The 19,193-nt window shown below is 36.6% G+C and carries 24 protein-coding genes; 3 read left to right on the top strand and 21 right to left on the bottom strand.

Annotation, left to right across the window (positions count from 1 at the left end; all coding sequences use genetic code 11):
- Positions 1 to 91: 91 nt before the first annotated feature.
- Genes CYP28_RS04695 through CYP28_RS04680 form a run of 4 tightly spaced genes read right to left on the bottom strand, consistent with a single transcriptional unit; the run spans position 92 to position 3,425 of the window.
- Entirely contained in the window at positions 92 to 652 is a 561-nt protein-coding gene (locus CYP28_RS04695; protein WP_103593267.1) for an ABC-type transport auxiliary lipoprotein family protein, read from the bottom strand.
- Positions 649 to 1,581 (bottom strand): MlaD family protein, encoded by a 933-nt coding sequence (locus CYP28_RS04690; RefSeq protein ID WP_103593266.1) that lies wholly within the window; start codon positions 1,579 to 1,581, stop codon positions 649 to 651. The genes CYP28_RS04695 and CYP28_RS04690 overlap by 4 nt, the downstream gene beginning before the upstream one ends.
- Positions 1,582 to 2,322 (bottom strand): ABC transporter ATP-binding protein, encoded by a 741-nt coding sequence (locus CYP28_RS04685; RefSeq protein WP_103560348.1) that lies wholly within the window; start codon positions 2,320 to 2,322, stop codon positions 1,582 to 1,584. It lies immediately after the preceding gene.
- Positions 2,319 to 3,425: an MlaE family ABC transporter permease gene (locus CYP28_RS04680; protein ID WP_103593265.1), complete on the bottom strand. Its 1,107-nt coding sequence runs from the start codon at positions 3,423 to 3,425 to the stop codon at positions 2,319 to 2,321. Before CYP28_RS04680 ends, CYP28_RS04685 begins: the two co-directional genes overlap by 4 nt.
- 79 nt (positions 3,426 to 3,504) lie before the next feature.
- On the opposite strand from CYP28_RS04680, the gene tgt reads away from it, so the two are divergent.
- Together tgt and CYP28_RS04670 are read left to right on the top strand one after the other, a co-directional pair.
- A complete protein-coding gene (gene tgt / locus CYP28_RS04675; protein ID WP_103560346.1) occupies positions 3,505 to 4,635 on the top strand; it encodes a tRNA guanosine(34) transglycosylase Tgt in 1,131 nt (376 codons plus the stop codon).
- The gene (locus CYP28_RS04670; protein WP_103593264.1) at positions 4,625 to 5,323 is read left to right on the top strand and encodes a CorA family divalent cation transporter; all 699 of its coding nucleotides are present in this window, start codon (positions 4,625 to 4,627) and stop codon (positions 5,321 to 5,323) included. The genes tgt and CYP28_RS04670 overlap by 11 nt, the downstream gene beginning before the upstream one ends.
- 198 nt (positions 5,324 to 5,521) lie before the next feature.
- Here the strand turns inward: CYP28_RS04670 and rplS are convergent, their stop codons facing one another.
- From rplS to CYP28_RS04585, 17 genes are all read right to left on the bottom strand, one after another.
- Positions 5,522 to 5,878, bottom strand: coding sequence for a 50S ribosomal protein L19 (rplS, locus tag CYP28_RS04665; protein WP_103580335.1), 357 nt, complete (start codon positions 5,876 to 5,878; stop codon positions 5,522 to 5,524).
- Positions 5,879 to 5,886: 8 nt separating this feature from the next.
- The gene (gene trmD, locus CYP28_RS04660) at positions 5,887 to 6,579 is read right to left on the bottom strand and encodes a tRNA (guanosine(37)-N1)-methyltransferase TrmD (RefSeq protein ID WP_103593263.1); all 693 of its coding nucleotides are present in this window, start codon (positions 6,577 to 6,579) and stop codon (positions 5,887 to 5,889) included.
- Positions 6,576 to 7,106 carry a ribosome maturation factor RimM gene (rimM, locus tag CYP28_RS04655; protein ID WP_103593262.1) on the bottom strand — a complete coding sequence of 177 codons (531 nt, stop codon included), beginning with the start codon at positions 7,104 to 7,106 and terminating at the stop codon, positions 6,576 to 6,578. Before rimM ends, trmD begins: the two co-directional genes overlap by 4 nt.
- The gene (locus CYP28_RS04650) at positions 7,099 to 7,341 is read right to left on the bottom strand and encodes a KH domain-containing protein (protein WP_103593261.1); all 243 of its coding nucleotides are present in this window, start codon (positions 7,339 to 7,341) and stop codon (positions 7,099 to 7,101) included. Before CYP28_RS04650 ends, rimM begins: the two co-directional genes overlap by 8 nt.
- On the bottom strand, positions 7,341 to 7,568 hold the full coding sequence (gene rpsP, locus CYP28_RS04645; RefSeq protein ID WP_009293992.1) for a 30S ribosomal protein S16: 228 nt from the start codon (positions 7,566 to 7,568) through the stop codon (positions 7,341 to 7,343). Before rpsP ends, CYP28_RS04650 begins: the two co-directional genes overlap by 1 nt.
- A gap of 71 nt (positions 7,569 to 7,639) precedes the next feature.
- The gene (gene ffh, locus CYP28_RS04640) at positions 7,640 to 8,980 is read right to left on the bottom strand and encodes a signal recognition particle protein (protein WP_103593260.1); all 1,341 of its coding nucleotides are present in this window, start codon (positions 8,978 to 8,980) and stop codon (positions 7,640 to 7,642) included.
- A gap of 62 nt (positions 8,981 to 9,042) precedes the next feature.
- Entirely contained in the window at positions 9,043 to 9,801 is a 759-nt protein-coding gene (locus CYP28_RS04635) for an RluA family pseudouridine synthase (protein ID WP_103593259.1), read from the bottom strand.
- Entirely contained in the window at positions 9,771 to 10,934 is a 1,164-nt protein-coding gene (waaA, locus tag CYP28_RS04630; protein WP_103593367.1) for a lipid IV(A) 3-deoxy-D-manno-octulosonic acid transferase, read from the bottom strand. Before waaA ends, CYP28_RS04635 begins: the two co-directional genes overlap by 31 nt.
- Before the next feature lie 8 nt (positions 10,935 to 10,942).
- Positions 10,943 to 11,650: a zinc ribbon domain-containing protein gene (locus CYP28_RS04625; RefSeq protein ID WP_103593258.1), complete on the bottom strand. Its 708-nt coding sequence runs from the start codon at positions 11,648 to 11,650 to the stop codon at positions 10,943 to 10,945.
- Between the two features lie 16 nt (positions 11,651 to 11,666).
- Positions 11,667 to 12,389, bottom strand: coding sequence for a Nif3-like dinuclear metal center hexameric protein (locus CYP28_RS04620; RefSeq protein WP_103593257.1), 723 nt, complete (start codon positions 12,387 to 12,389; stop codon positions 11,667 to 11,669).
- 6 nt (positions 12,390 to 12,395) lie between these two features.
- Positions 12,396 to 13,256, bottom strand: a complete 861-nt coding sequence (gene glyQ / locus CYP28_RS04615) for a glycine--tRNA ligase subunit alpha (protein ID WP_103593256.1) — start codon at positions 13,254 to 13,256, stop codon at positions 12,396 to 12,398.
- Between the two features lie 18 nt (positions 13,257 to 13,274).
- On the bottom strand, positions 13,275 to 14,813 hold the full coding sequence (locus tag CYP28_RS04610; RefSeq protein ID WP_103593255.1) for an AbgT family transporter: 1,539 nt from the start codon (positions 14,811 to 14,813) through the stop codon (positions 13,275 to 13,277).
- 5 nt (positions 14,814 to 14,818) lie between these two features.
- Positions 14,819 to 15,238, bottom strand: a complete 420-nt coding sequence (locus tag CYP28_RS04605) for a GyrI-like domain-containing protein (RefSeq protein WP_103593254.1) — start codon at positions 15,236 to 15,238, stop codon at positions 14,819 to 14,821.
- A gap of 3 nt (positions 15,239 to 15,241) precedes the next feature.
- The gene (locus CYP28_RS04600) at positions 15,242 to 15,715 is read right to left on the bottom strand and encodes a DUF3972 domain-containing protein (protein WP_103593253.1); all 474 of its coding nucleotides are present in this window, start codon (positions 15,713 to 15,715) and stop codon (positions 15,242 to 15,244) included.
- Between the two features lie 12 nt (positions 15,716 to 15,727).
- Positions 15,728 to 16,222, bottom strand: coding sequence for a 5-(carboxyamino)imidazole ribonucleotide mutase (purE, locus tag CYP28_RS04595; protein ID WP_103593252.1), 495 nt, complete (start codon positions 16,220 to 16,222; stop codon positions 15,728 to 15,730).
- Positions 16,219 to 17,478, bottom strand: coding sequence for a peptidase U32 family protein (locus CYP28_RS04590; protein WP_103593251.1), 1,260 nt, complete (start codon positions 17,476 to 17,478; stop codon positions 16,219 to 16,221). Before CYP28_RS04590 ends, purE begins: the two co-directional genes overlap by 4 nt.
- Entirely contained in the window at positions 17,478 to 18,236 is a 759-nt protein-coding gene (locus CYP28_RS04585; RefSeq protein WP_103593250.1) for a chemotaxis protein, read from the bottom strand. Before CYP28_RS04585 ends, CYP28_RS04590 begins: the two co-directional genes overlap by 1 nt.
- Before the next feature lie 135 nt (positions 18,237 to 18,371).
- Here CYP28_RS04585 and CYP28_RS04580 point away from each other — a divergent pair, with 135 nt between their 5' ends.
- Positions 18,372 to 19,151, top strand: coding sequence for a histidinol-phosphatase (locus CYP28_RS04580; RefSeq protein ID WP_103593249.1), 780 nt, complete (start codon positions 18,372 to 18,374; stop codon positions 19,149 to 19,151).
- Positions 19,152 to 19,193 lie beyond the last annotated feature (42 nt).

Raw genomic sequence — 19,193 nt, 5'->3', positions numbered from 1 at the left:
ATTCTCCGTATTTTAAAGCTCACATTATAACAAAAGGTCTTTAAAATAAGCTATTTTGGCTATAAATTTAGAAATTTACAGCCAAGAAAATTTAAGAGATTATTTCAGAGATTAGTGTGTCGATTGCTAAATTTGTAGCCTTGTTTATCGTATCAAAAATAGTACTTGAGCTTGGATCTGGGCAGAAAATTTCTTTTGTGATCATGCCTGATTTTAGTGAAGTGTTTGCATTAAATAGCTCATAAGCTAGCGAAACTTCGGCCTTGTCACCTCTTATTTGAAGAGAGATGATGCTTACTTTTAGTCTAAGATCTTTTGCATTTGGTGAAAATATCGGCTTAGCAGCACAGTTTGAATAAAGCCCTTTTACAAGTGATTTATAGACCATTTCGCTTGGCTCAGAGACAAATTTAGCATCGCTTAGGTATCTGATTTTATTATTTTCAGCCACAATCAAAATTTTTCTAGTATCAACCATGTCAAGAGCACTCACGTTTTCTATGAAGACATTTTTTAGCTCTTTTTGCTTGTTTTCAGCTGAGCACTCTTTGTTTGAATAGTGGATTTCATACATCGTAGCTTGCGGCACATCTGTCTTTAGTGAGCAACCAAGAAAGAAAAAAGCAGCCGCTATGTATATCAAATTTCTCATTTCTTATCTCCTTTGTCGTTTGAGACCGGATTTGTGAAGAAAAACTCGTAAGGATTATCTTCGAGTCTTTGAAGCGCACCTCTAAACTCCCGAAGCGTCTTGTCAAATCCATTTAAAAAATCACTCGCTTCTCTTAATAACGGCCCAACTGTATTTCTAAGGTCGTACTCGCCGTCTTTTGCTTTTGCGGTGATAAATTCTTGCAACGAATTATATCCAACAATAGCCGAATTTGCCGTTACAAAAACTTGATTTGCATTTGAAATTAGAGTGTTTAAATTTTTAGCAAGCTCTTTTGTGTCGGTTTTGTTTAAAGTATCTGTAAAATTTCTCACATTTTTAACGATACTATCAACCTCACTTAGTCCCTCTTCGTCTGTTAAAACTTGTGTAAATTTATCAATATTTTTAAGGACTGACTCTACGTGAGCAATATTTTCAGGTGAGAAAAAGTTATCGACTTTATCAAGTGTTTGATTTATCTTTAAAGTAATGTTTTCAGCGTTGTTTCCAAGCTTTGAAAAGAGGCTCTCTTCAAGCTGCAAGATAGGCTTTTGACCTGATGTAAAGTCTTTTGTGCCACGGCTTATATTTATACTAGCAACGCCGCTAATAGCCTGAACTTCTATACTTGCCACGCTATCGGCCTTTATCGGCAGATCTTCTCTAATTTTCATCGTGATGTTTATAAGAGCGTTTTTGTCATCGACAAAATTTATATCACTAACACTTCCAGCTGGCACACCGATAAATTTAACCGTAGAATCAACCTTCAATCCGCTTGGCAGCTCGCTCGTGTGGATGTAATACTCTTTAAAATCAACCTTTGTGTTATTTTTGCTAGTCATCCACCAGATAAATATGGCAAACGCTGTAAGGCAGGCTATGAAAAACATGCCAACAATGGTATAAGAATTTCTATTTTCCATCTACTTTTTCCTCATTTTAAATAGCTCTTCAAGCGGGTTGTTTTCAAGATGCTCAAGCTCTTTTATATCTCCCTCAAAGGCTATCTTTTTGTTATCTATTATCAAAAATCTATCCAAAATATCAAAAATGCTATCCGCATCATGCGTCACCATGACGACGGTCACGCCGATGCTATCACGAAGCTCTTTTATGAGCGCGTCCATCTGCCGCGAGCTAACAGGATCAAGACCGCTGTTTGGCTCATCTAAAAATAGCACCCTAGGACTTAGCACCAAGGCTCTTGCGAGTGCAGCACGCTTCTTCATACCGCCACTTAGCTCGCTTGGATAGAGCATTGATACCTCTTTTTTTAGCCCCACTTTTTGTATCCAAAACATCGCTATCTCATCGATCTGTCGCTTGTTAAATTTAGAGTACTCATGAAGCAAAACACCCACATTATCAAGTATCGTCATCGAGCTATAAAGCGCTCCAAACTGAAACATCGTCCCACTTTTTAGCTTTATCTCTTGCTGCTCTGCTTGACTACTTTTCCACATATTGACGCCATCAAAAAATATATCGCCCTTGTTTGGCTTTTTTAGATATATCATCGTCTTCATTAGTGTGGTTTTACCAGCGCCACTACCGCCTAAAAAGCCGTAAATTTCAGCCTCTTTGACGCTCCAGCTCACATTATCGTGCATTATCTTATCGCCATAACTTGTCGTTATGTTTTTTCCAACTATTATCTCGTTCATATCTTTAGCCACATAAAAATTATCGCAAAAAATGCATCAAGCGCGATGACCCAAAATATCGCATTTACAACACTAACAGTTGTCATCGCTCCAAGGCTTTGGGCGTTTTGACTAACACCAAATCCCCTCATGCAGCCAATGATCGCTATTACAGCGCCAAAAAACGGAGCTTTTATCATGCCAACAGCAAAGTGCCTAAGCTCGACCATCTCGCGAAATCTATTGAGATAGTCGCTAAAGCTGATATCAAGTATCGTTTGGCAAATGATCATCTGTCCTAAGATGCTTATCGCGTCAGCTATAAAGATAATGACAGGCACACAAAGAACCATCGCGATGATGCGTGGCAAGACCAAGAAGTTAAATGGCTCAAAGCCCATTGTCTTCATCGCATCTATTTCCTCAGTTAGCTTCATAGCGCCAATTTGAGCAGTAAAACTAGAAGCCGACCTACCTGCGATAACAATAGCTGCAATGAGCGGAGCTACTTCTCTAAGCGTTAGCATACCCATGATCTCAACTATAAATATACTTGCCCCAAAGCTTGCAAGCATCGCACTGCCAAGATATGCAAGCACGACGCCTATCAAAAAAGCGGTGAGCGAGACTATGAAAACGGCATTTACACCGCCATCTTTTATGTAGTTGCTAAATTCTCTAAACCTTAAATTTGCAGGATTAAGTAAAATTTTGATGCTTTTTATCAAAAACTCACCCAAAAACGAGCCAAACTCAACTAAATTTACAAAACCCTCGCAAATTTTCTCTCCCAAGCGTGAGAAAAAATTTAGGCTATTGTGCGGTGGCATGTAGTTAAAATCGATCTTCTCGTCATTTAGCAGCTCACCCATCGCCTTTATCTTGGCGTCATTTGTGATGATCTCAAATTTCTTGCCATTTAGCGTGTTTTTTAAAAGGATCAAAACAGCGTAATCAATGCTCTTTAGCTCGCTAAAGTCAAATTTAACATTGCCGTTAAGCTTTTGGATTTTTTTAAAAATGCTTTGTAAATTTTTAGCCTCTTTGTAGCTAAACTCACCTGCAAATTTTATGGTCGCAGTGCCGTTTGCTTCGGTAAAAACGATATCATTTCTCTTTTGCAAAAAGTTCCTTTGCCTTAAAATTTCTGGATTATATTATAAATTTTGTTAAAATAAAAAATCAAAAATTTTAAGGACTTAGATGAAATTTGAAGTTATAAAAAAAGATGGAAATGCAAGGCGTGGTATCATAACAACTGCCCATAGCGTTATACAAACGCCAGTTTTTATGCCAGTTGGCACGGTTGGTGCGGTTAAAAGCTTAGACGCCTTTGATATGAGTGAAATTTTAGACGCAAAGATAATCTTAGCAAACACTTACCACATGTATCTGCGCCCCGGAAGCAAGGTCGTGCGCGAGTTTGGCGGACTTCATGGATTTTCCAAATTTGAGCGCTCATTTTTAACTGATAGCGGCGGTTTTCAGGCATTCTCACTTAGATCAAACACCAAAAACGACGATGGTGGGATAAAATTTAAAAGCCACATCGACGGCAGTACGCACTATTTTACGCCAAGATCCGTCCTTGACACGCAGTACGATCTAGGCAGCGATATTATGATGATACTTGATGATTTGGTCGCCTTGCCTGCTGAGCCAAAAAGAATCGATCTAAGCATAAAGAGAACGATAAAATGGGCAAAAGAGGCGATTGATTATCATAAATTTATGCAAAGCAAGGGCGTTGGCTTACAGCAAAATATCTTTGGTATCGTTCAAGGAGGCACTGATTATGAGGCACGTAAATTTTGCGCCAAAGCTTTAAATGAGATGCCATTTGACGGCCTTGCCATAGGAGGTCTTAGCGTTGGCGAGAGCAATGAGGCGATGTATGACACAGTTGAGGCGGTTATGCCATTTATGGATGAGCTAAGACCGCGTTATCTAATGGGCGTTGGCACACCTGAAGATCTCGTGGAAAACGTGGAGCGAGGCGTTGATATGTTTGACTGCGTAATGCCAACAAGAAATGCAAGAAACGGCACGCTCTTTACTAGCTTTGGCAAGATAAATATAAAATCAGCCAAATTTATAAACGACCACGCGCCAATCGACCCACAGTGTCAGTGCTATACCTGCAAGCACTACTCCAGAGGCTACTTAAACCACCTTTTTAAGGCTAGAGAGCTAACGTTTTTTAGACTAGCAAGCCTTCACAACCTGCACTACTATCTAAATTTGATGAAAGAGATGAGAGAGGCGATAGAAAGAGGCGAATTTGCCAAATTTAAGAAAAATTTTTATGCTAAAAGGGTAAAAAATGAGCTATAAAAGTTCAGTTTGTGGATATTTTTATGGCGATGAATACGACTATATTTTGCTTGTTTCTTTCACGCAAAAACAAAGCTATAAATTTTTATTTAAAAATGGCAAAATTTACAAAGAAGACTTTGATCACGAATGCGATAAAAACGAGTTTGAAGCGGCTCTTAAAAAACTATGTAATGAATATGCAAACAAAATTTTAGAGCATCAAGATGAGCTAAATGAGTATGAAAAAATTTATGCTAGTCGAAAAAACTTTAATCAATTTATCAAAAGACACCACTTTTTAAAATACGAGATTAGAAAATTTCAAAATAAGATATCTCATTTTTATGAAACCCTTTCGATTTGTCAAAGCGAGCAACAAAATTTAAAAAATGAGCTTAAAAATAGTACTCATGAGGCAAATGTTTTTAGAACAATGGCCAATGAATATGCCTGCAGAATCGATGATATTTATACATTTATACAAAGTATAAAAAATGACAAAATCAATCAAAACATTTACATTTTGACAATGATATCGGCTGTAATGCTACCACTAAATCTAATAACTGGCTTTTTTGGTATGAATACACAAGGCTTACCATTCAATGAAACCAAAAATGCTACTATGATAGTTGTATCAATAATGTTTGGAGTAATTCTTTGTTGTGTTATTTTTTTATTTTGGTATACAAATAAGAAGAAGTAGAAAATAAATAAATTTAGTATATAAGGTATCTGAAACTTTATATAGAAATTTTTTATATATTTTAAATTTTTATAGCCTAGCGGTAAAAACAATAAAAATAAATAGATATTTTAATATTAAAAAACAAAAAAAATTAAAAAAATTAAATTTAAAAAGAAGATTAAAAGTCCTGAATAGACTTCAGGACAGATAGTAGAATTATTTTCTAAGTTCGCGGATTTTAGCAGCTTTACCACGAAGGTCACGTAGATAGAATAATTTAGCTCTTCTAATACGACCTTTTCTAAGAACTTTTATCTCTTCAATTGAGTCACTAAAGATTGGAAAAATTCTCTCAACACCAACACTGTTAGCACCAATTTTTCTAATGATAAATGTTTCGCCGGTACCGCTACCACGTCTAGCTATACAAATACCTTCAAAATTTTGAATTCTAGTTTTATCGCCTTCGTGAATACGAGTAGCAACACGCAATGTATCTCCTGCACGGAAGTCAGGAATATTTTTACTAGCAATTTGAGCATTTTCAAATGCTTCAATGTATTTATTTCTCATGTTTTTCCTTATTTATGTGGCTTAAGCTTTTGATATAAATCAGGGCGAAAGAACCTTGTTTTGCAGTGAGCCATCTTATTTTTTAAAGTGTGGATTTTAGCATGGTTACCCTTTAAAAACTCTGAAACCACAAAGATTGATCTAAAATTATCAGGCTTTGTAAAAGATGGGGCCTCAAGCAAATTATCCTCAAAACTCTCAACTTCAAGGCTCATATCGTTTCCTAAAACTCCAAGTACATTTCTTGATATTGCATCACTCATACAAAGCGCAGGAAGCTCTCCACCAGTTAAAACAAAATCGCCTATGCAAAAAACTTCGTCCGCCCAAAGCTCAACAACTCGTTCATCAAGGCCTTCATATCTACTACAAACAAAACAAATATGATCTTTTTTAGAGAGCCTCTTTGCGTCATTTTGATTAAATTTTTTACCAGCTGGCGTTAAAAATATCACATGAGCATTTTTATCTTTTTCTTTTAGAAATTTGATCGACTCATCCAAAGGCTGTGGAAACATCAAAAGCCCTGCTCCACCTCCGATCATATAATCATCAACTTTATTATGCCTATCTTTAGTAAAATTTCTTGGATTTATAAAATCAATTTCAATAAATTTATTACCAATTGCACGTTTTAAAATAGAATCACAAAAATAAGGTTTAACTAAATTTTCAAAAAGTGTAATAAACGTAAATTTCATGAATTTTCTAAAATAGCTCTAGCACCTTTTACCAAAATCTCTTCATTGTCTAAATTTACACTTATAATAAAATGCTCTAAGTATGGAATGTAAAAATTCTTTGGTTTACCACCTAAGGTAAGCTCTTCATCAGTTTTTATGTATAAAAGTGAATTTGCAAAATTATCTTGGATATCTTCTACAATACCCAAAATTTCACCATTTTCTATAACTTTTAAGCCAATAATATCAAACTGAAAAAATTCATTTTTTTTTAATTTGCAGTTTTTTCTAGTGAGCTCTTTTGTGGTGTATATAGTTATATTTACAAGCGTTTTAGCAAGGTCTAAGTCATCAAAATTTTCAAACAACACCAGCCCTTTTTGTCTATTGTAGTCTTTTATGGTCAGCTGATCATTGTTTTTATCAAAAAAGGTTGCACCTTTTTTAAACTGTTCTGGGAAGTCGCTCTTATTGTGAAGCTTTAAGTAGCCCTTTAAACCAACACATCTTCCGATGGTAGCGACTTCAACAATATCACTATTCAATAGCTTTTACCGTTACTCTATAACTTGTATTATCTTTAGCTTTACAACCAATAATAACGGTCTTTATAGCGTTTATCATTTTGCCGTCTTTGCCGATAAGCTTTCCAGTATCAACCTTATCGGCACTTATAATGATCTCGACAAAATTTTCACCAAGTTCCTGACGATCAACACTTACTTTATCAGGAAAATCAGCAATCAACTTGGCATATTCGTATAAAAAATTTTTAACCATTATTTTGTAATTTGTGCAACTCTGTCGCTAAGTTTAGCACCGACGCTTTTCCAGTAATCCAATCTCTCTTTATTAAAATTTATAACATTTGGTTCAACCATAGGATTGTAATAACCAATGCTCTCTATCCAACCGCTATCGCGTCTTTTTCTGCTATCTGTAACAACTATACGATAAAAAGGTCTTTTTTTACGTCCCATTCTTGTTAGTCTTACTACTGTTGCCATATTATATTCTCCTCTTGTTTTTAAATAAAGCTTAAATTTAGATAACAAATATCCAAATTTAAGCCCTTTTATCAAACAGGTCTTTTTAAATTTACTTGAGAAAGCATATTTGCAAGTCCTTTTGCTCCACCTTTTCCTGAAAATTTCTTAGCAAGTTTTGAGGCATTTTCAAACTGCTTTAAAAATCGATTTACCTCTACCTGAGAAAGCCCAGAGCCAGTCGCTAAACGTCTTTTTCTACTATTGTTTAAAAGGTCTGGATTTTCACGCTCTTTTTGTGTCATAGAGTTTATCATAGCCTTAATATGCAAAATTTCTTTTGAATTATCAAGGTCTATATCTTTTATTTGATTTGCAATATTTGAAAGTCCAGGTATCATCCCCATCAAAGACTTCATGCTGCCAAGCTTTTTAACGCTTTCCATTTGATCTAAAAAGTCGTTAAAGTTAAACTGACCTTTTTTTATCTTTTGATTTAGGCGTTTTGCCTCTTTTTCATCAATTATAGTCGATGTTTTCTCAACCAAAGTAGCTAAGTCACCCTCGCCCATTATACGACTTACGATGCGGTCTGGTATAAAGCTCTCAATGTCAGCTACTTTTTCGCCAGTACCGACAAATCTAAGTGGGATATTTAGCTGTTTTGCGATACTAATAGCTACGCCACCCTTTGAATCAGAGTCAAATTTAGAAAGAATAACTCCAGAAATTCCTAAAATTTCATTAAAACTTGCAGCTGTTTTGACAGCGTCTTGACCACTCATAGCGTCAGCTACGTAGAAAATTTCATGTGGATTTATCGCATTTTTTACATCTTTTATCTCTTGCATCAACTTTTCATCGATCGCGAGACGACCGGCAGTATCCACTAAAAGCACATCATAAAGCCCACTTTTTGCTTTTTCTAATGCTTCTTTTGCTACTTTTATAGGATTGTTTTCATTTTCTATATAAAAAAGATCGATCTCGTTTGCAACGCAGAGCTGTCTTAGCTGCTCAACCGCTGCTAATCTTTGCAAGTCACAAGCCGCAACTAAAACTTTTTTCTTTCTTAGCTTTAGATAGTTTGCAAGCTTGATAGTTGTCGTTGTTTTACCGCTACCTTGTAAACCAGCCATCAAAACAATAGTCGGTGCAACTGGTGCATAGACAAAGCCTTGGTTGCCAGGAGCTGTTAAAATAGTCGTTAAATTTAACTTGATCGCATCTAAGAAATTCTTTTGACCAACACCAGTTTGCTTTAGTTCGCTTTCGATAGATGCAAGTAGATCTTTAGTGACTTTGTGATGGACATCAGCTTTTAAAAGAGCTTTTTTAAGCACGTCAAGTGCGTTTTTTAGAGCTTTTTCGTCATCTACAAAACGTATCTTACTAACGGCTAATCTAAAAGACTCGCTAATTTGTTCGAACACTAATCACCTTTCTAAGTTGTTATTAAAGGGCGTATATTACTAAATAATTTCTTTATTGCTCTTTAAATTTCAAATTTATTAGATAGCTCAAATCCAAGAGAGTTAAATTCTTTTGGGATCGGCGCCTTAAATTTATAGTTTAAAAGAGCGATAGAATAGGCATGCAAAAACATTCTATTTGCCCTATTTTTGCCGTATTTTTCATCGCCAACGATAGGTAAATTTAAACTAGCCAAATGCACTCTTATCTGATGCGTCCTGCCTGTTTTTATGGCAACTTTTACCAGCGTTTTTTTACCCACAACCATGAGCGGTGAAATTTCGCTGATCGCCTCTTTGCCATCTTTTGAGATCTTTGAAATGGCGCCATTTTTATTTTTTATCGTTAAGATCGGCTCATTTACGACCACTTCCTCGCTCATGACGCCCCTAACTGCGGCCACATAAATTTTCTCAACCTTCATCTTTTTAAATTCATTTATAGCAAGCGCCGCAAATTCATCATTTTTTACAAGAAGCAACACGCCGCTTGTATCCTTATCGAGTCTGTGAAGGAGTGGAAATTTATACATTTGGCTGATTTTTTCGCTAGTTATGGCAGCTGGTTTACTAATGGCTATTAAATTTTCATCTTCAAAGATAACACTTGGCTTTGGCATCTCTTCGACGTTAAATTTAGTATTTTCACTCATCAAAGCACGAGCTATCATCACCTTTTGCCCTTTGGCATAGACTAGGCCACTGTCGATTAGCTCCTTTGCCTCGTTGTTTGAGATATTTTTTTGTTTGGCTAAAATTTTATACGCTTTTTCTTCACCCATAAAGTGCTCCTTATGTCTTTTATGATCGCATCAGCGCTTGCTTGCACGGCTATTCTGCTCTTTTTGGCGCCACTATCTATTATACCGCCTATCTCGCTAGCCTTTGCGATATAGATGTTTTCAACTAGGCTAAATAACGCCTTTTGGTTAAATATAAACTCTCCGCTAATTACCACTGGATTAAATTGCGCACACTCGATTGGATTATGCCCACCGATATTTGGCACAAAACTGCCTCCAAGCACGACTATGTCGCTAATAGCATAGACATTTACAAGCTCGCCTAAAGTATCAAGCAAATTTACTTTAGCATCAAATTTATGCGTTTGACTAAATTTAGCAAAGCTAAAATCACGCTTTTTAGCATACTCGCTTGCAAGCTTTCCAACCTCTGCAAATCTCTCAGGATGGCGTGGCGCGATGATTAATAGATCGTTTTCTTTTAAATTTAAATTTTCTAAAATCATCTCTTCTTCGCCAGCATGCGTGCTTGCTAGCACTATCACTCTAGCTTTTGGCTTTTCATAAATTTTACTCACACTTGGCAAAAACGCAGCTTTTATGTTGCCAACGACCTGGGTTTCACCTGCTCCAAGTGACTTTAGCCTCTCTTTATCAAGCTCACTTTGGGCGTAAATTTTATCTATGAATTTAAAAAGATATCTGTAAAAAAAGCCAAATTTTAAGTAGCTTTTGTAGCTTCTATCTGAAATTCTCGCATTTATTAATATCACACGGCTGCCTTTTAGCTTTGCCATGAAAACTAGCATAAGCCAAAGCTCAGCCTCAAAAATAACTAAAATTTTGCTCTTTTTTAGCCAAAACGGCAAAAAAATTTCAAATGGCAAAAATCTCGTGTTAGAGCAAATTTTACTTGCCGCTTCAAAGCCTGTATTTGTCACCACACTTATGGCTTTACTATCAAATTTTTGTATCAAAGGTTTGAGTGCTTGCACCTCGCCAAATGAGCAAGCGTGAAAATGCACATCTGCATCTTGAAATTTAGGATTATTAAAGAGGAAAAAACGTGCTGGAATCGACTTATGATACTTTTTTTCAAAACTTAAAATAAATAGAAAGATAGCCCCAAATATATAGAGTATTGAGGCTAGAAAGTAATATATTATTATCACGAAATATGTTATTGCTCTTGTTTGTATAAAATTCTGCCACAATGCGGACATGTAACGATATCTTCGCCCTTGATAACAGCAGAAAAAGTTTTGTCATTTATCTGCATAAAGCAACCATAGCAAGCTTGCTTTTTAACAGGCACAACAGCTGTATTGTGAGCCCATTTTCTTATCTTTTCATAAAATGCGAGAATTTTTTGATTCATTGCAGCAACAAGCTTATCTTTTTTCGCATAGACCTCTTTGCGTTCTTTTTCAATACTTTCAAGCTCAGATGAAGCATTACTTTTTATCTTTTCTAAATTTCCTTCAAGCTCGGCTTTTTTGGTATTTAGCTCATCCTTTTGACTGTTTTTACTATCTATTAGTTTTTCAAGTCTAGCTATCTCTTCATTTGCTGCTTCAAGTTGCTCTTTTGCAATATCTTCTTCAAGGCTTAGAGCTTTTATCTCCTTTTCACTTTTTGCACTTGAACTTTTTTTAGCTACATCTTTTATCTTTGCACTAAACTCAGCAATATGGGCATTTGTGCCTGATTTTTGAGTCTTTAGATCACTCATTTCTTCATCTAGTTTTGCTACATCAGCTGATATAGTGTCACACTCTTCTTCTATGCTTTTATAGGCTTTCTCGACTTCTTGTATGCGTGGCGTAAAACCATCTATTTGTCTATCAAGATCAGACAATTCAACTAATTGTTGTAAATATTTATTCATAATGTTTCCTTTTTTGTTAGCAATATGTAAATGGATTTTTAGAATTGCTTATTATAACTTCAATTTTTAGATTTTGCAAATACTTTGCCAAAAAATCACTAAAATAACGCTCACTCTCATAGTGGTTTATGTCTATCAAATTTAGGCCATTTTCCTTTGCGTAAAAAGCTTGGTGATACTTTATATCACCTGTTAAAAAGGCATCTGCCCTGACATCTTGGATGAGATCTGCGCCGCTTCCAGTGCAGATACAAATTTTAGAAATTTCATATTTTGCATGAACCGCTCTTAAATTTTCTAGCCCAAGTTTTTCTTTTACAAATTTGCAAAGCTCGCTAAATTTCATCTTCACATCAGCATAGATCAAAAAGCCATCTTTGCTTGAAATTTCAAGCCCCAAAATCTGCGTCACAAATTTTTCATTTAAAAAAGCAAGATCAGCATTTGTGTGAAGCGAGATGAGCGAGATATTTTTTATCATCATCTCTCTTATGAGCGAGCTTGGATAAAAATTGTAGTCTAAGCTCTTTAACCCCTTAAAAATGAGCGGATGGTGGGTGATGATCAGCGAGTTTGGCAAGACATTTTGCAAAAGCTCGCTATCTAGATCAAGGCTTAGATAAATTCGCTCAAATTCGCTGTCAAATGAGCCAACTTGCAGGCCGCTATTGTCCCAGGACTCTTGGCTCACAAAGGGGCAAATTTCATCTAAAATTTTATAAATTTCAGCTATTTTCATCAAATTTTACTTTTCTTCCAAACTCTCTTTGTAGGTAAGTGCACACTCTTTTGCAAGCTCACGAATTTTTAAGATGTAGTCTTGCCTTTGTGTTACACTTATCGCTCCACGTGCATCAAGGACATTAAAAGTATGTGCCGCTAGCATGCAGTAGTCATACGCTGGCAGTGAAATTTTAGCCTCTAAACAGCGTTTACACTCGCCAAATGCATTTTCAAACTGATTAAAAAGCATATCAACATTTGCCACTTCAAAGTTATATTTACTCCACTCGTACTCGCCTTGTTTGTGTACGTCAGCATAGGTTACTATATTACCATTAGAGTCATCCCAAACGATGTCGTAGACACTATTTACGTCTTGGAGATACATAGCTAAACGTTCAAGGCCGTATGTTATCTCACCGGAGATCAGCTCGCATGCGATGCCGCCCACTTGCTGAAAATAGGTAAACTGCGTCACCTCCATGCCGTCTAGCCAGACCTCCCAGCCAAGCCCCCAAGCACCAAGTGTAGGGCTCTCCCAGTTGTCTTCGACAAAGCGGATGTCGTGATTTTTCAAATTTAGACCAAGCCTTTCAAGGCTTTTTAGATAAAGCTCTTGGATATTTTCTGGGCTTGGTTTTATGAGTACTTGAAACTGATAATAAGCGCCTAGGCGGTTTGGGTTTTCGCCGTATCTGCCATCAGTAGGACGGCGGCTTGGAGCTACGTATGCAGTCGCCCAGGGCTTTGGCCCAAGGCTTCTTAAAAATGTTGCTTGGTGATATGTGCCCGCACCAGCTGGCATGTCGTATGGCTGAAGTATAACGCAACCTTGCTCTTGCCAATAGTTTTGAAGGGTTAATATTATTTGTGAAAATGTCATTGCTTTCCTTTTAAAATTTTACTTTACATAGTGTATAACTGCACCAGGTCCTAGCGGTAGATCAAAAATGTACCAAAACGACATTAGCGCTGTCCAAGAAATTAAAAATGCAACCGTATAAGGAAGCATAATAGAAACAACTGATCCGATTTTTAACTCTTTATTGTATTTTTGCATAAAAGCTACTATCAAAACAAAAAATGGCATCAAAGGCGTTATGATATTTGTAGTGGAGTCGCCTATTCTAAAAGCAGCCTGTGTAAGCTCTGGTGAGAGTCCAAGATTCATAAACATTGGTACAAAAATCGGAGCCATCATCGCCCACTTTGCAGAATCAACAGCTATAAATAAATTTATAAAAGCGATCAAGAAAATAAAAACCATGATAAGACTAAGTCCAGTTAATCCGACCTCTTTTAGAAAAATAGAACCTTTTATAGAAAGCACTAGCCCAATATTTGAGGTATTAAAAAGATATGTAAACTGGGCTGCAAAAAATATCAAAACCAAAAATCCTGATAGCTCAGAAATAGATTGCTCCATAAATTTTATGGCATCATTACTGTTTTTTATGGTCCTAGCGCCTACACCGTAAGCTACGCCTACCACTATAAAAAGCAACATCATAAAAACAACAATAGAATGCATAAAAGTAGACTTCATAAAGCTTTCATTGCCTTTTGCTCCAAATAAAGAGCCTGAAGGTAAAATAGCCACAAGCAATAAAATTACAAAAACAATCAATGCTATTAGCGAAAATTTTAAGCCACGTTTTTGCTCTGCACTTATCTCACTATGCTCCTGTAAGCTAAAATCACCCAAAAAATCAAATTTACCAAGCCTAGGCTCTACGATTTTATCTGTTACAAACCAGCCAACAAATACGATCAAAAATGTCGAAGCTATCATAAAGTACCAATTTGCAGTTGCTAATACTACATAATCTGGATTTAACACGCTAGCTGCTTGCATAGAAAATGCCGCAAACATCGGGTCATTTGTGCCGATTAATAAATTTGCCGACCAGCCACCGCTAACACCAGCAAAAGCAGCAGCTAGTCCAGCAATTGGATGGCGACCAAATCCAGCAAATAAAATAGCTCCAAGTGGGATTAGCACAACATAGCCAACCGAGGAAGCAACATTTGACATTACACCAAGAAAAATAACGATTGGAGTTACCCATATTTTGGAAGATTTTAAGGCAATCTTTGTCATAAGTGCTGATAAAAGTCCAGACTTGTCTGCAATACCAATACCTAGAATAATCGCAAAGACTACTCCCAAAGGATAAAAATTAGTAAAATTTTTAAGTACAGACAAAACAAAAGATCTAAGACTATCAGCAGAAAGCAAATTTATAACATTTGCATTAAGCTGTGATATTTGTCCGTCTTTGATAGCCTGATAGCTTACGCCAACGCCCATCTTTTCTAACACAAACGATATTATTATCGTAATAATCGAAAGATAGATAAAAAGCATAGTTGGATTTGGTAATTTGTTACCAAAATTTTCGATAAAACTCAAAATTGAACTATTGTTTTTTTTATTCATTTTTTCTAACCTAAAATAGATATAAAAATTTTTATCTCATCGCTGCCGTAAAACTCAAAATCCGTTTCGTAGGCTCTTTTTAGCTCGCTACTTTCAAAATATCTCCAAATTTTACCCCAAAATTTTGCAATATTTTGTGGCTCTCTTGCAAAACTAAAAACGGCATATTTGCCACTTTTTATCTCTAAAATTTTATCACTTTTGTGGCTTGATCTTGTGCCGATGAAGTTATCGTAATGTCCATCAAAATCGCTTTCATAGTTGCAGTAAACGCTATAAATTTCACTCTTGCCATCATAGTATTCACTCATAAATTTAGACCATAGAGCTGGAATTTTACCCTTGACGCCTATCTCATCTTCATTTTTAGTGCGAGTTTTTACTCCGTAAATTTCAAAGCTATCCTCTAAATTTATAATCTTCATAAACTACTTTTGCCCGTTAAAATTTTCAACCGCTTGGTTCCACATGAGCTTGTATTTTCGTTTTAAAAATTCAACTTCATCTTGTGAAATTTTAAGCTGTTTTGTAAGAGTTTCTACCGTTTTTCTATCTTCGTCATAGAGCTCTTGCATAGAAATGAGAGCCTCTTTTAAAAATTTATTCTCATTTCTTAAGGTCCCAAGGGTCTCATCTTTTGCGTCAAGCACCTTTTCATGTAAATTTAATATCGTTCCAATCGTCTTTTCAACAAAGCTGATACCATCTTGGCTTTGCGGCTGCAAGGATAAATTTTGCGAAACACTAGGCACCACGCTCATCGTTCCTTCGCTCGCTTCTATCAAAATTTCTCCATTTTCCTCTTTGGTTTTCAAAACGCCACGATTTATCATATCTTCGATAACTTCACGCTCCAAGTGCACAAGTTTGCAAAATTCATCAACACCAAGATAGGTCTGCACCGCTTCTCCTTTTTACAGTATCACTTCAACCTTTGAAGAGTCTTCCTCTAAAGCCTTTATTTTCACCTCTCTGTCAGCTTTTAGAGCACTTGCTAGCCCCTCATCTTCAAGTGCTAAAATTTGCACCGCCAAATAGGCTGCATTTATCGCTCCAGCTTTTCCGATAGCTAAGGTCGCCACTGGCATACCACTTGGCATTTGTACCGTTGAGTAAAGTGCATCAACGCCGCTTAGAGCTGAGCCAGCCATTGGTATGCCGATCACTGGTTTTGTTGTATTTGCGGCGATCGCTCCGGCTAGGTGAGCCGCCATACCAGCAGCTGCGATGAAGACTTTTGCGCCTTTTTTCTCAGCATTTGCGACGTACTCGCTCGTTCTTTTTGGGCTTCTGTGAGCTGAGCTGATTATCAGTTCATATTTTACGTCAAATTTTTCAAGAGTCTTTGCCGCCTCACTAACTATCTCATAGTCACTCTTACTTCCCATTATAATAGAAACAAATTTCATATCTTCTCCCTTAAAAAACTAAATTTTGGCAGCTTAACGCCGAGGTTTATCTCATTTTCATTGCCGCTGTGAATTTCACTCATAACCTTGCCTTTTTTGGTAATGAGCTGCTTAAATTTGATAAATTTCTTGCCATCTTGTGAATAAACCTTTGAGATTTCATTCTCGCTACCATCTATATGTGAGCCGGTAGGAGCCACGATCTCATAGCTATTGCCTGGAAAAATTTTATATTTACACTTAAAAAACTCGCCATCTTCGCTTATTGCATTTACCTGATGTGTGCCCTCTTCTAGGCTGCTAACGTGATTTTGCGTATCGGCTCGTTCATAAGGCCTATGTACCAAATATCCATCCGTAAAGCCGCGATTTTTTAGCGTATTTATCTCATTTTCATAAATTTGTACGTCAAATTTATCATCCATGGCATCATCTATCGCCATTTTGTAGGCTCTTGCTGTGCAGGCTGCATAGTACTCGCTCTTTGTGCGACCTTCTATTTTTAGGCTATCTATTACGCCACTATCAACGATCTCTTTGATGTGAGAGATGAGGCAAAGATCCTTTGAGTTCATAATATGAGTGCCGTTTTCATCCTCTTCTAAGCGAAAAAGCACACCACTCTCTTCGTTTTTAGCGTAAAGTTCATACTTAAACCTACAGTCATTGGCACAGCTGCCGCGATTTGACATACGTCCGCTTTGCACTGAGCTTACTAAGCACCTACCAGAGTAGGCAAAGCACATCGAGCCATGTACAAAAATTTCAATGTCAAGAGTTGGAATTTCTTCTTTTATCTTTATGACATCTTTCAAGTTCATCTCGCGTGCTACGACGATACGTTTTGCGCCCATATCGTGATAAATTTTTGCATCAAGCACATTCATAACGTTTGCCTGAGTTGAGAGATGTATCTCGATATCAGGAGCGATGGCTTTTGCTAGACTCATAACGCCTGGAGTTGCGATGATAAAGGCATCTGGCTTCATTGCCGAGATAGTCTGCAAGTGCCTTTTTAGTGGCTCAATCTGAGAGTTAAAAGGAAAAGCATTTATGGTCGCATAAAATTTCTTTCCCTTTGCATGCGTGTAGTCTATCGCCTCTTTAAATGTTTCAAGATTAAATTCCCTGGCTGATCTAGTTCTTAGTGAAAAGCTCGCCACCGAGCCGTAAACAGCGTCGGCTCCATACTCAAGGGCGATTTTAAGTTTTGTTAAATTTCCAGCTGGAGATAAAAGCTCAGGCCTTTTTAGCACTATTTTTTACCTAAACTTTCTATCAAGGCTTCGATATCGTCGTTGCTGACAAGATTTTCAGTCGTTGTATCACCAGCGATGTGAACAGCAGAGCTAACACGCTTATCATCGTCGATTTTACCTTCAAACAAGGTATTCATATATTTACTTAGCGCTCTCATAACGTTGATAACACGCTCTATCTTTTGTCTATGGATGTCTTGATACTGCATCATATCCATAGCCATCATTATCTCATCTTGTCCCATTTGTAAATTTCCGATGATATTATCGATCGTGCCAAGAAGTGAGTTGTTTTTCTCCAAAGCCTCACTAAATGCAGCAATATTTGGAAATTTCTCACTTAGCGTCGTAAATAGCTCGATATTTGAGTTTATTGTGTCTTTTAGGCTATTTGAATCACTCTCAGCGTCCATAAAAAAGTTATTTATCGTCTCAAGCTTATCAAACATCTGAGTAGCTTTTTCTTCGCTATCTCTTGTTACGTCATCAAGCTGATGAACCATTTTGTGGTCTTCCGTTGGTGGTGGCGGTGGCCAAACGCCATCTGCACTCACTCTATAATTTTCCGCATTCTTTGAATTACTTTCTAATTTTGACTGTGGCTCATCTTTAGTATCGATTGCTTCTGCAACTTCTGTTACCTCGTCCGTATCCTCTTTGACGTCCGCAACCTCTTGGCCAGAATCTTCTTTAGTATTATCTAACTCATCATCTAGTCCACCTGCCATAAGTGCGTCAAGTTCCTCTTGGGTCATAAAAGCTCCTAATAAAATTTGGCTTGATTATATAGGATTTAAATAAAAAGTAAGTTTAAAGGCAATGCTTTTATCTTTAAATTTATAAATTTTTAGATAGCATTTTTAAAAATAAACGACCTTAAAAGGCTAAAAATGACCGTCGATCTTCACAACCACACGCCACTTTGCAAACACGCAGTTGGCAAGCCAAGAGAGTATGTACAAAACGCAATAAAAGCTGGCACAAAATACTTTGGCTTTAGCGATCACGCGCCGATGAACTACGATGAAGCTTACAGAATGAGATTTGATGAAATGCAAGGCTATGAAGATGAAATTTTACGTTTAAGAGATGAATTTAGCGGTGAGATAGAAATTTTACTTGGCTATGAGATGGATTTTTTAGATGGATTTATGGATGAGCGAGTTTTTGCTAGAAAGGTTGATTATCTAATAGGCTCTGTGCATTTTTTTAATGGCTGGGCATTTGACAATCCAGAATTTATCGGTGGCTACGATGGCAAAGACTTAGATCAAATTTGGCAAGAATATTTTGATCATGTAGAAAGATCAGCCAAGCTTGGAAAATTTGACATAATGGGGCATATTGATCTACTCAAAATTTTTAAATTTTTACCCAAAAAAGATATTAGAATTTTAGCGCGTGATGCGATCAATGCGATAAAGGAGGCGAATTTAGTAGTTGAGATAAATGCAGCTGGCTTTAGAAAGCCTATCGGTGAGCAATATCCAAGCGTAAATTTACTAGAGCTTATAGCCGAAAAAGATATAGCTATCACTTTTGGCTCAGATGCTCACACAAAAGAAGATATCGGTAAAAATGGTGAAATTTGCGAGCAAATAGCTAGAGATTTAGGTTATTCAAAATGTGCTATTTTTAAAAATAGAGATAGAGAATTAGTAAAATTTTAGATTGGGTTCAAATAAAATATAAATTTAATCTTAAATATTAGG

Origin of the sequence: Campylobacter concisus, from assembly GCF_002914195.1 — a bacterium.
GTDB lineage: Bacteria > Campylobacterota > Campylobacteria > Campylobacterales > Campylobacteraceae > Campylobacter_A > Campylobacter_A concisus_M.
The sequence above is the reverse complement of the archived record's forward strand: the minus strand, read 5'-3'. Positions and strand labels throughout refer to the sequence as shown.

Bases quoted from the DNA above. Each gene is read 5' to 3' on its own strand.
- CYP28_RS04695 (WP_103593267.1), bottom strand. From the start codon at position 652: ATGAGAAATTTGATATACATAGCGGCTGCTTTTTTCTTTCTTGGTTGC.
- CYP28_RS04690 (WP_103593266.1), bottom strand. From the start codon at position 1,581: ATGGAAAATAGAAATTCTTATACCATTGTTGGCATGTTTTTCATAGCC.
- CYP28_RS04685 (WP_103560348.1), bottom strand. From the start codon at position 2,322: ATGAACGAGATAATAGTTGGAAAAAACATAACGACAAGTTATGGCGAT.
- tgt (WP_103560346.1), top strand. From the start codon at position 3,505: ATGAAATTTGAAGTTATAAAAAAAGATGGAAATGCAAGGCGTGGTATC.
- CYP28_RS04670 (WP_103593264.1), top strand. From the start codon at position 4,625: ATGAGCTATAAAAGTTCAGTTTGTGGATATTTTTATGGCGATGAATAC.
- rplS (WP_103580335.1), bottom strand. From the start codon at position 5,878: ATGAGAAATAAATACATTGAAGCATTTGAAAATGCTCAAATTGCTAGT.
- trmD (WP_103593263.1), bottom strand. From the start codon at position 6,579: ATGAAATTTACGTTTATTACACTTTTTGAAAATTTAGTTAAACCTTAT.
- CYP28_RS04650 (WP_103593261.1), bottom strand. From the start codon at position 7,341: ATGGTTAAAAATTTTTTATACGAATATGCCAAGTTGATTGCTGATTTT.
- rpsP (WP_009293992.1), bottom strand. From the start codon at position 7,568: ATGGCAACAGTAGTAAGACTAACAAGAATGGGACGTAAAAAAAGACCT.
- CYP28_RS04635 (WP_103593259.1), bottom strand. From the start codon at position 9,801: ATGGGTGAAGAAAAAGCGTATAAAATTTTAGCCAAACAAAAAAATATC.
- CYP28_RS04625 (WP_103593258.1), bottom strand. From the start codon at position 11,650: ATGAATAAATATTTACAACAATTAGTTGAATTGTCTGATCTTGATAGA.
- CYP28_RS04620 (WP_103593257.1), bottom strand. From the start codon at position 12,389: ATGAAAATAGCTGAAATTTATAAAATTTTAGATGAAATTTGCCCCTTT.
- glyQ (WP_103593256.1), bottom strand. From the start codon at position 13,256: ATGACATTTTCACAAATAATATTAACCCTTCAAAACTATTGGCAAGAG.
- CYP28_RS04610 (WP_103593255.1), bottom strand. From the start codon at position 14,813: ATGAATAAAAAAAACAATAGTTCAATTTTGAGTTTTATCGAAAATTTT.
- CYP28_RS04605 (WP_103593254.1), bottom strand. From the start codon at position 15,238: ATGAAGATTATAAATTTAGAGGATAGCTTTGAAATTTACGGAGTAAAA.
- purE (WP_103593252.1), bottom strand. From the start codon at position 16,222: ATGAAATTTGTTTCTATTATAATGGGAAGTAAGAGTGACTATGAGATA.
- CYP28_RS04585 (WP_103593250.1), bottom strand. From the start codon at position 18,236: ATGACCCAAGAGGAACTTGACGCACTTATGGCAGGTGGACTAGATGAT.
- CYP28_RS04580 (WP_103593249.1), top strand. From the start codon at position 18,372: ATGACCGTCGATCTTCACAACCACACGCCACTTTGCAAACACGCAGTT.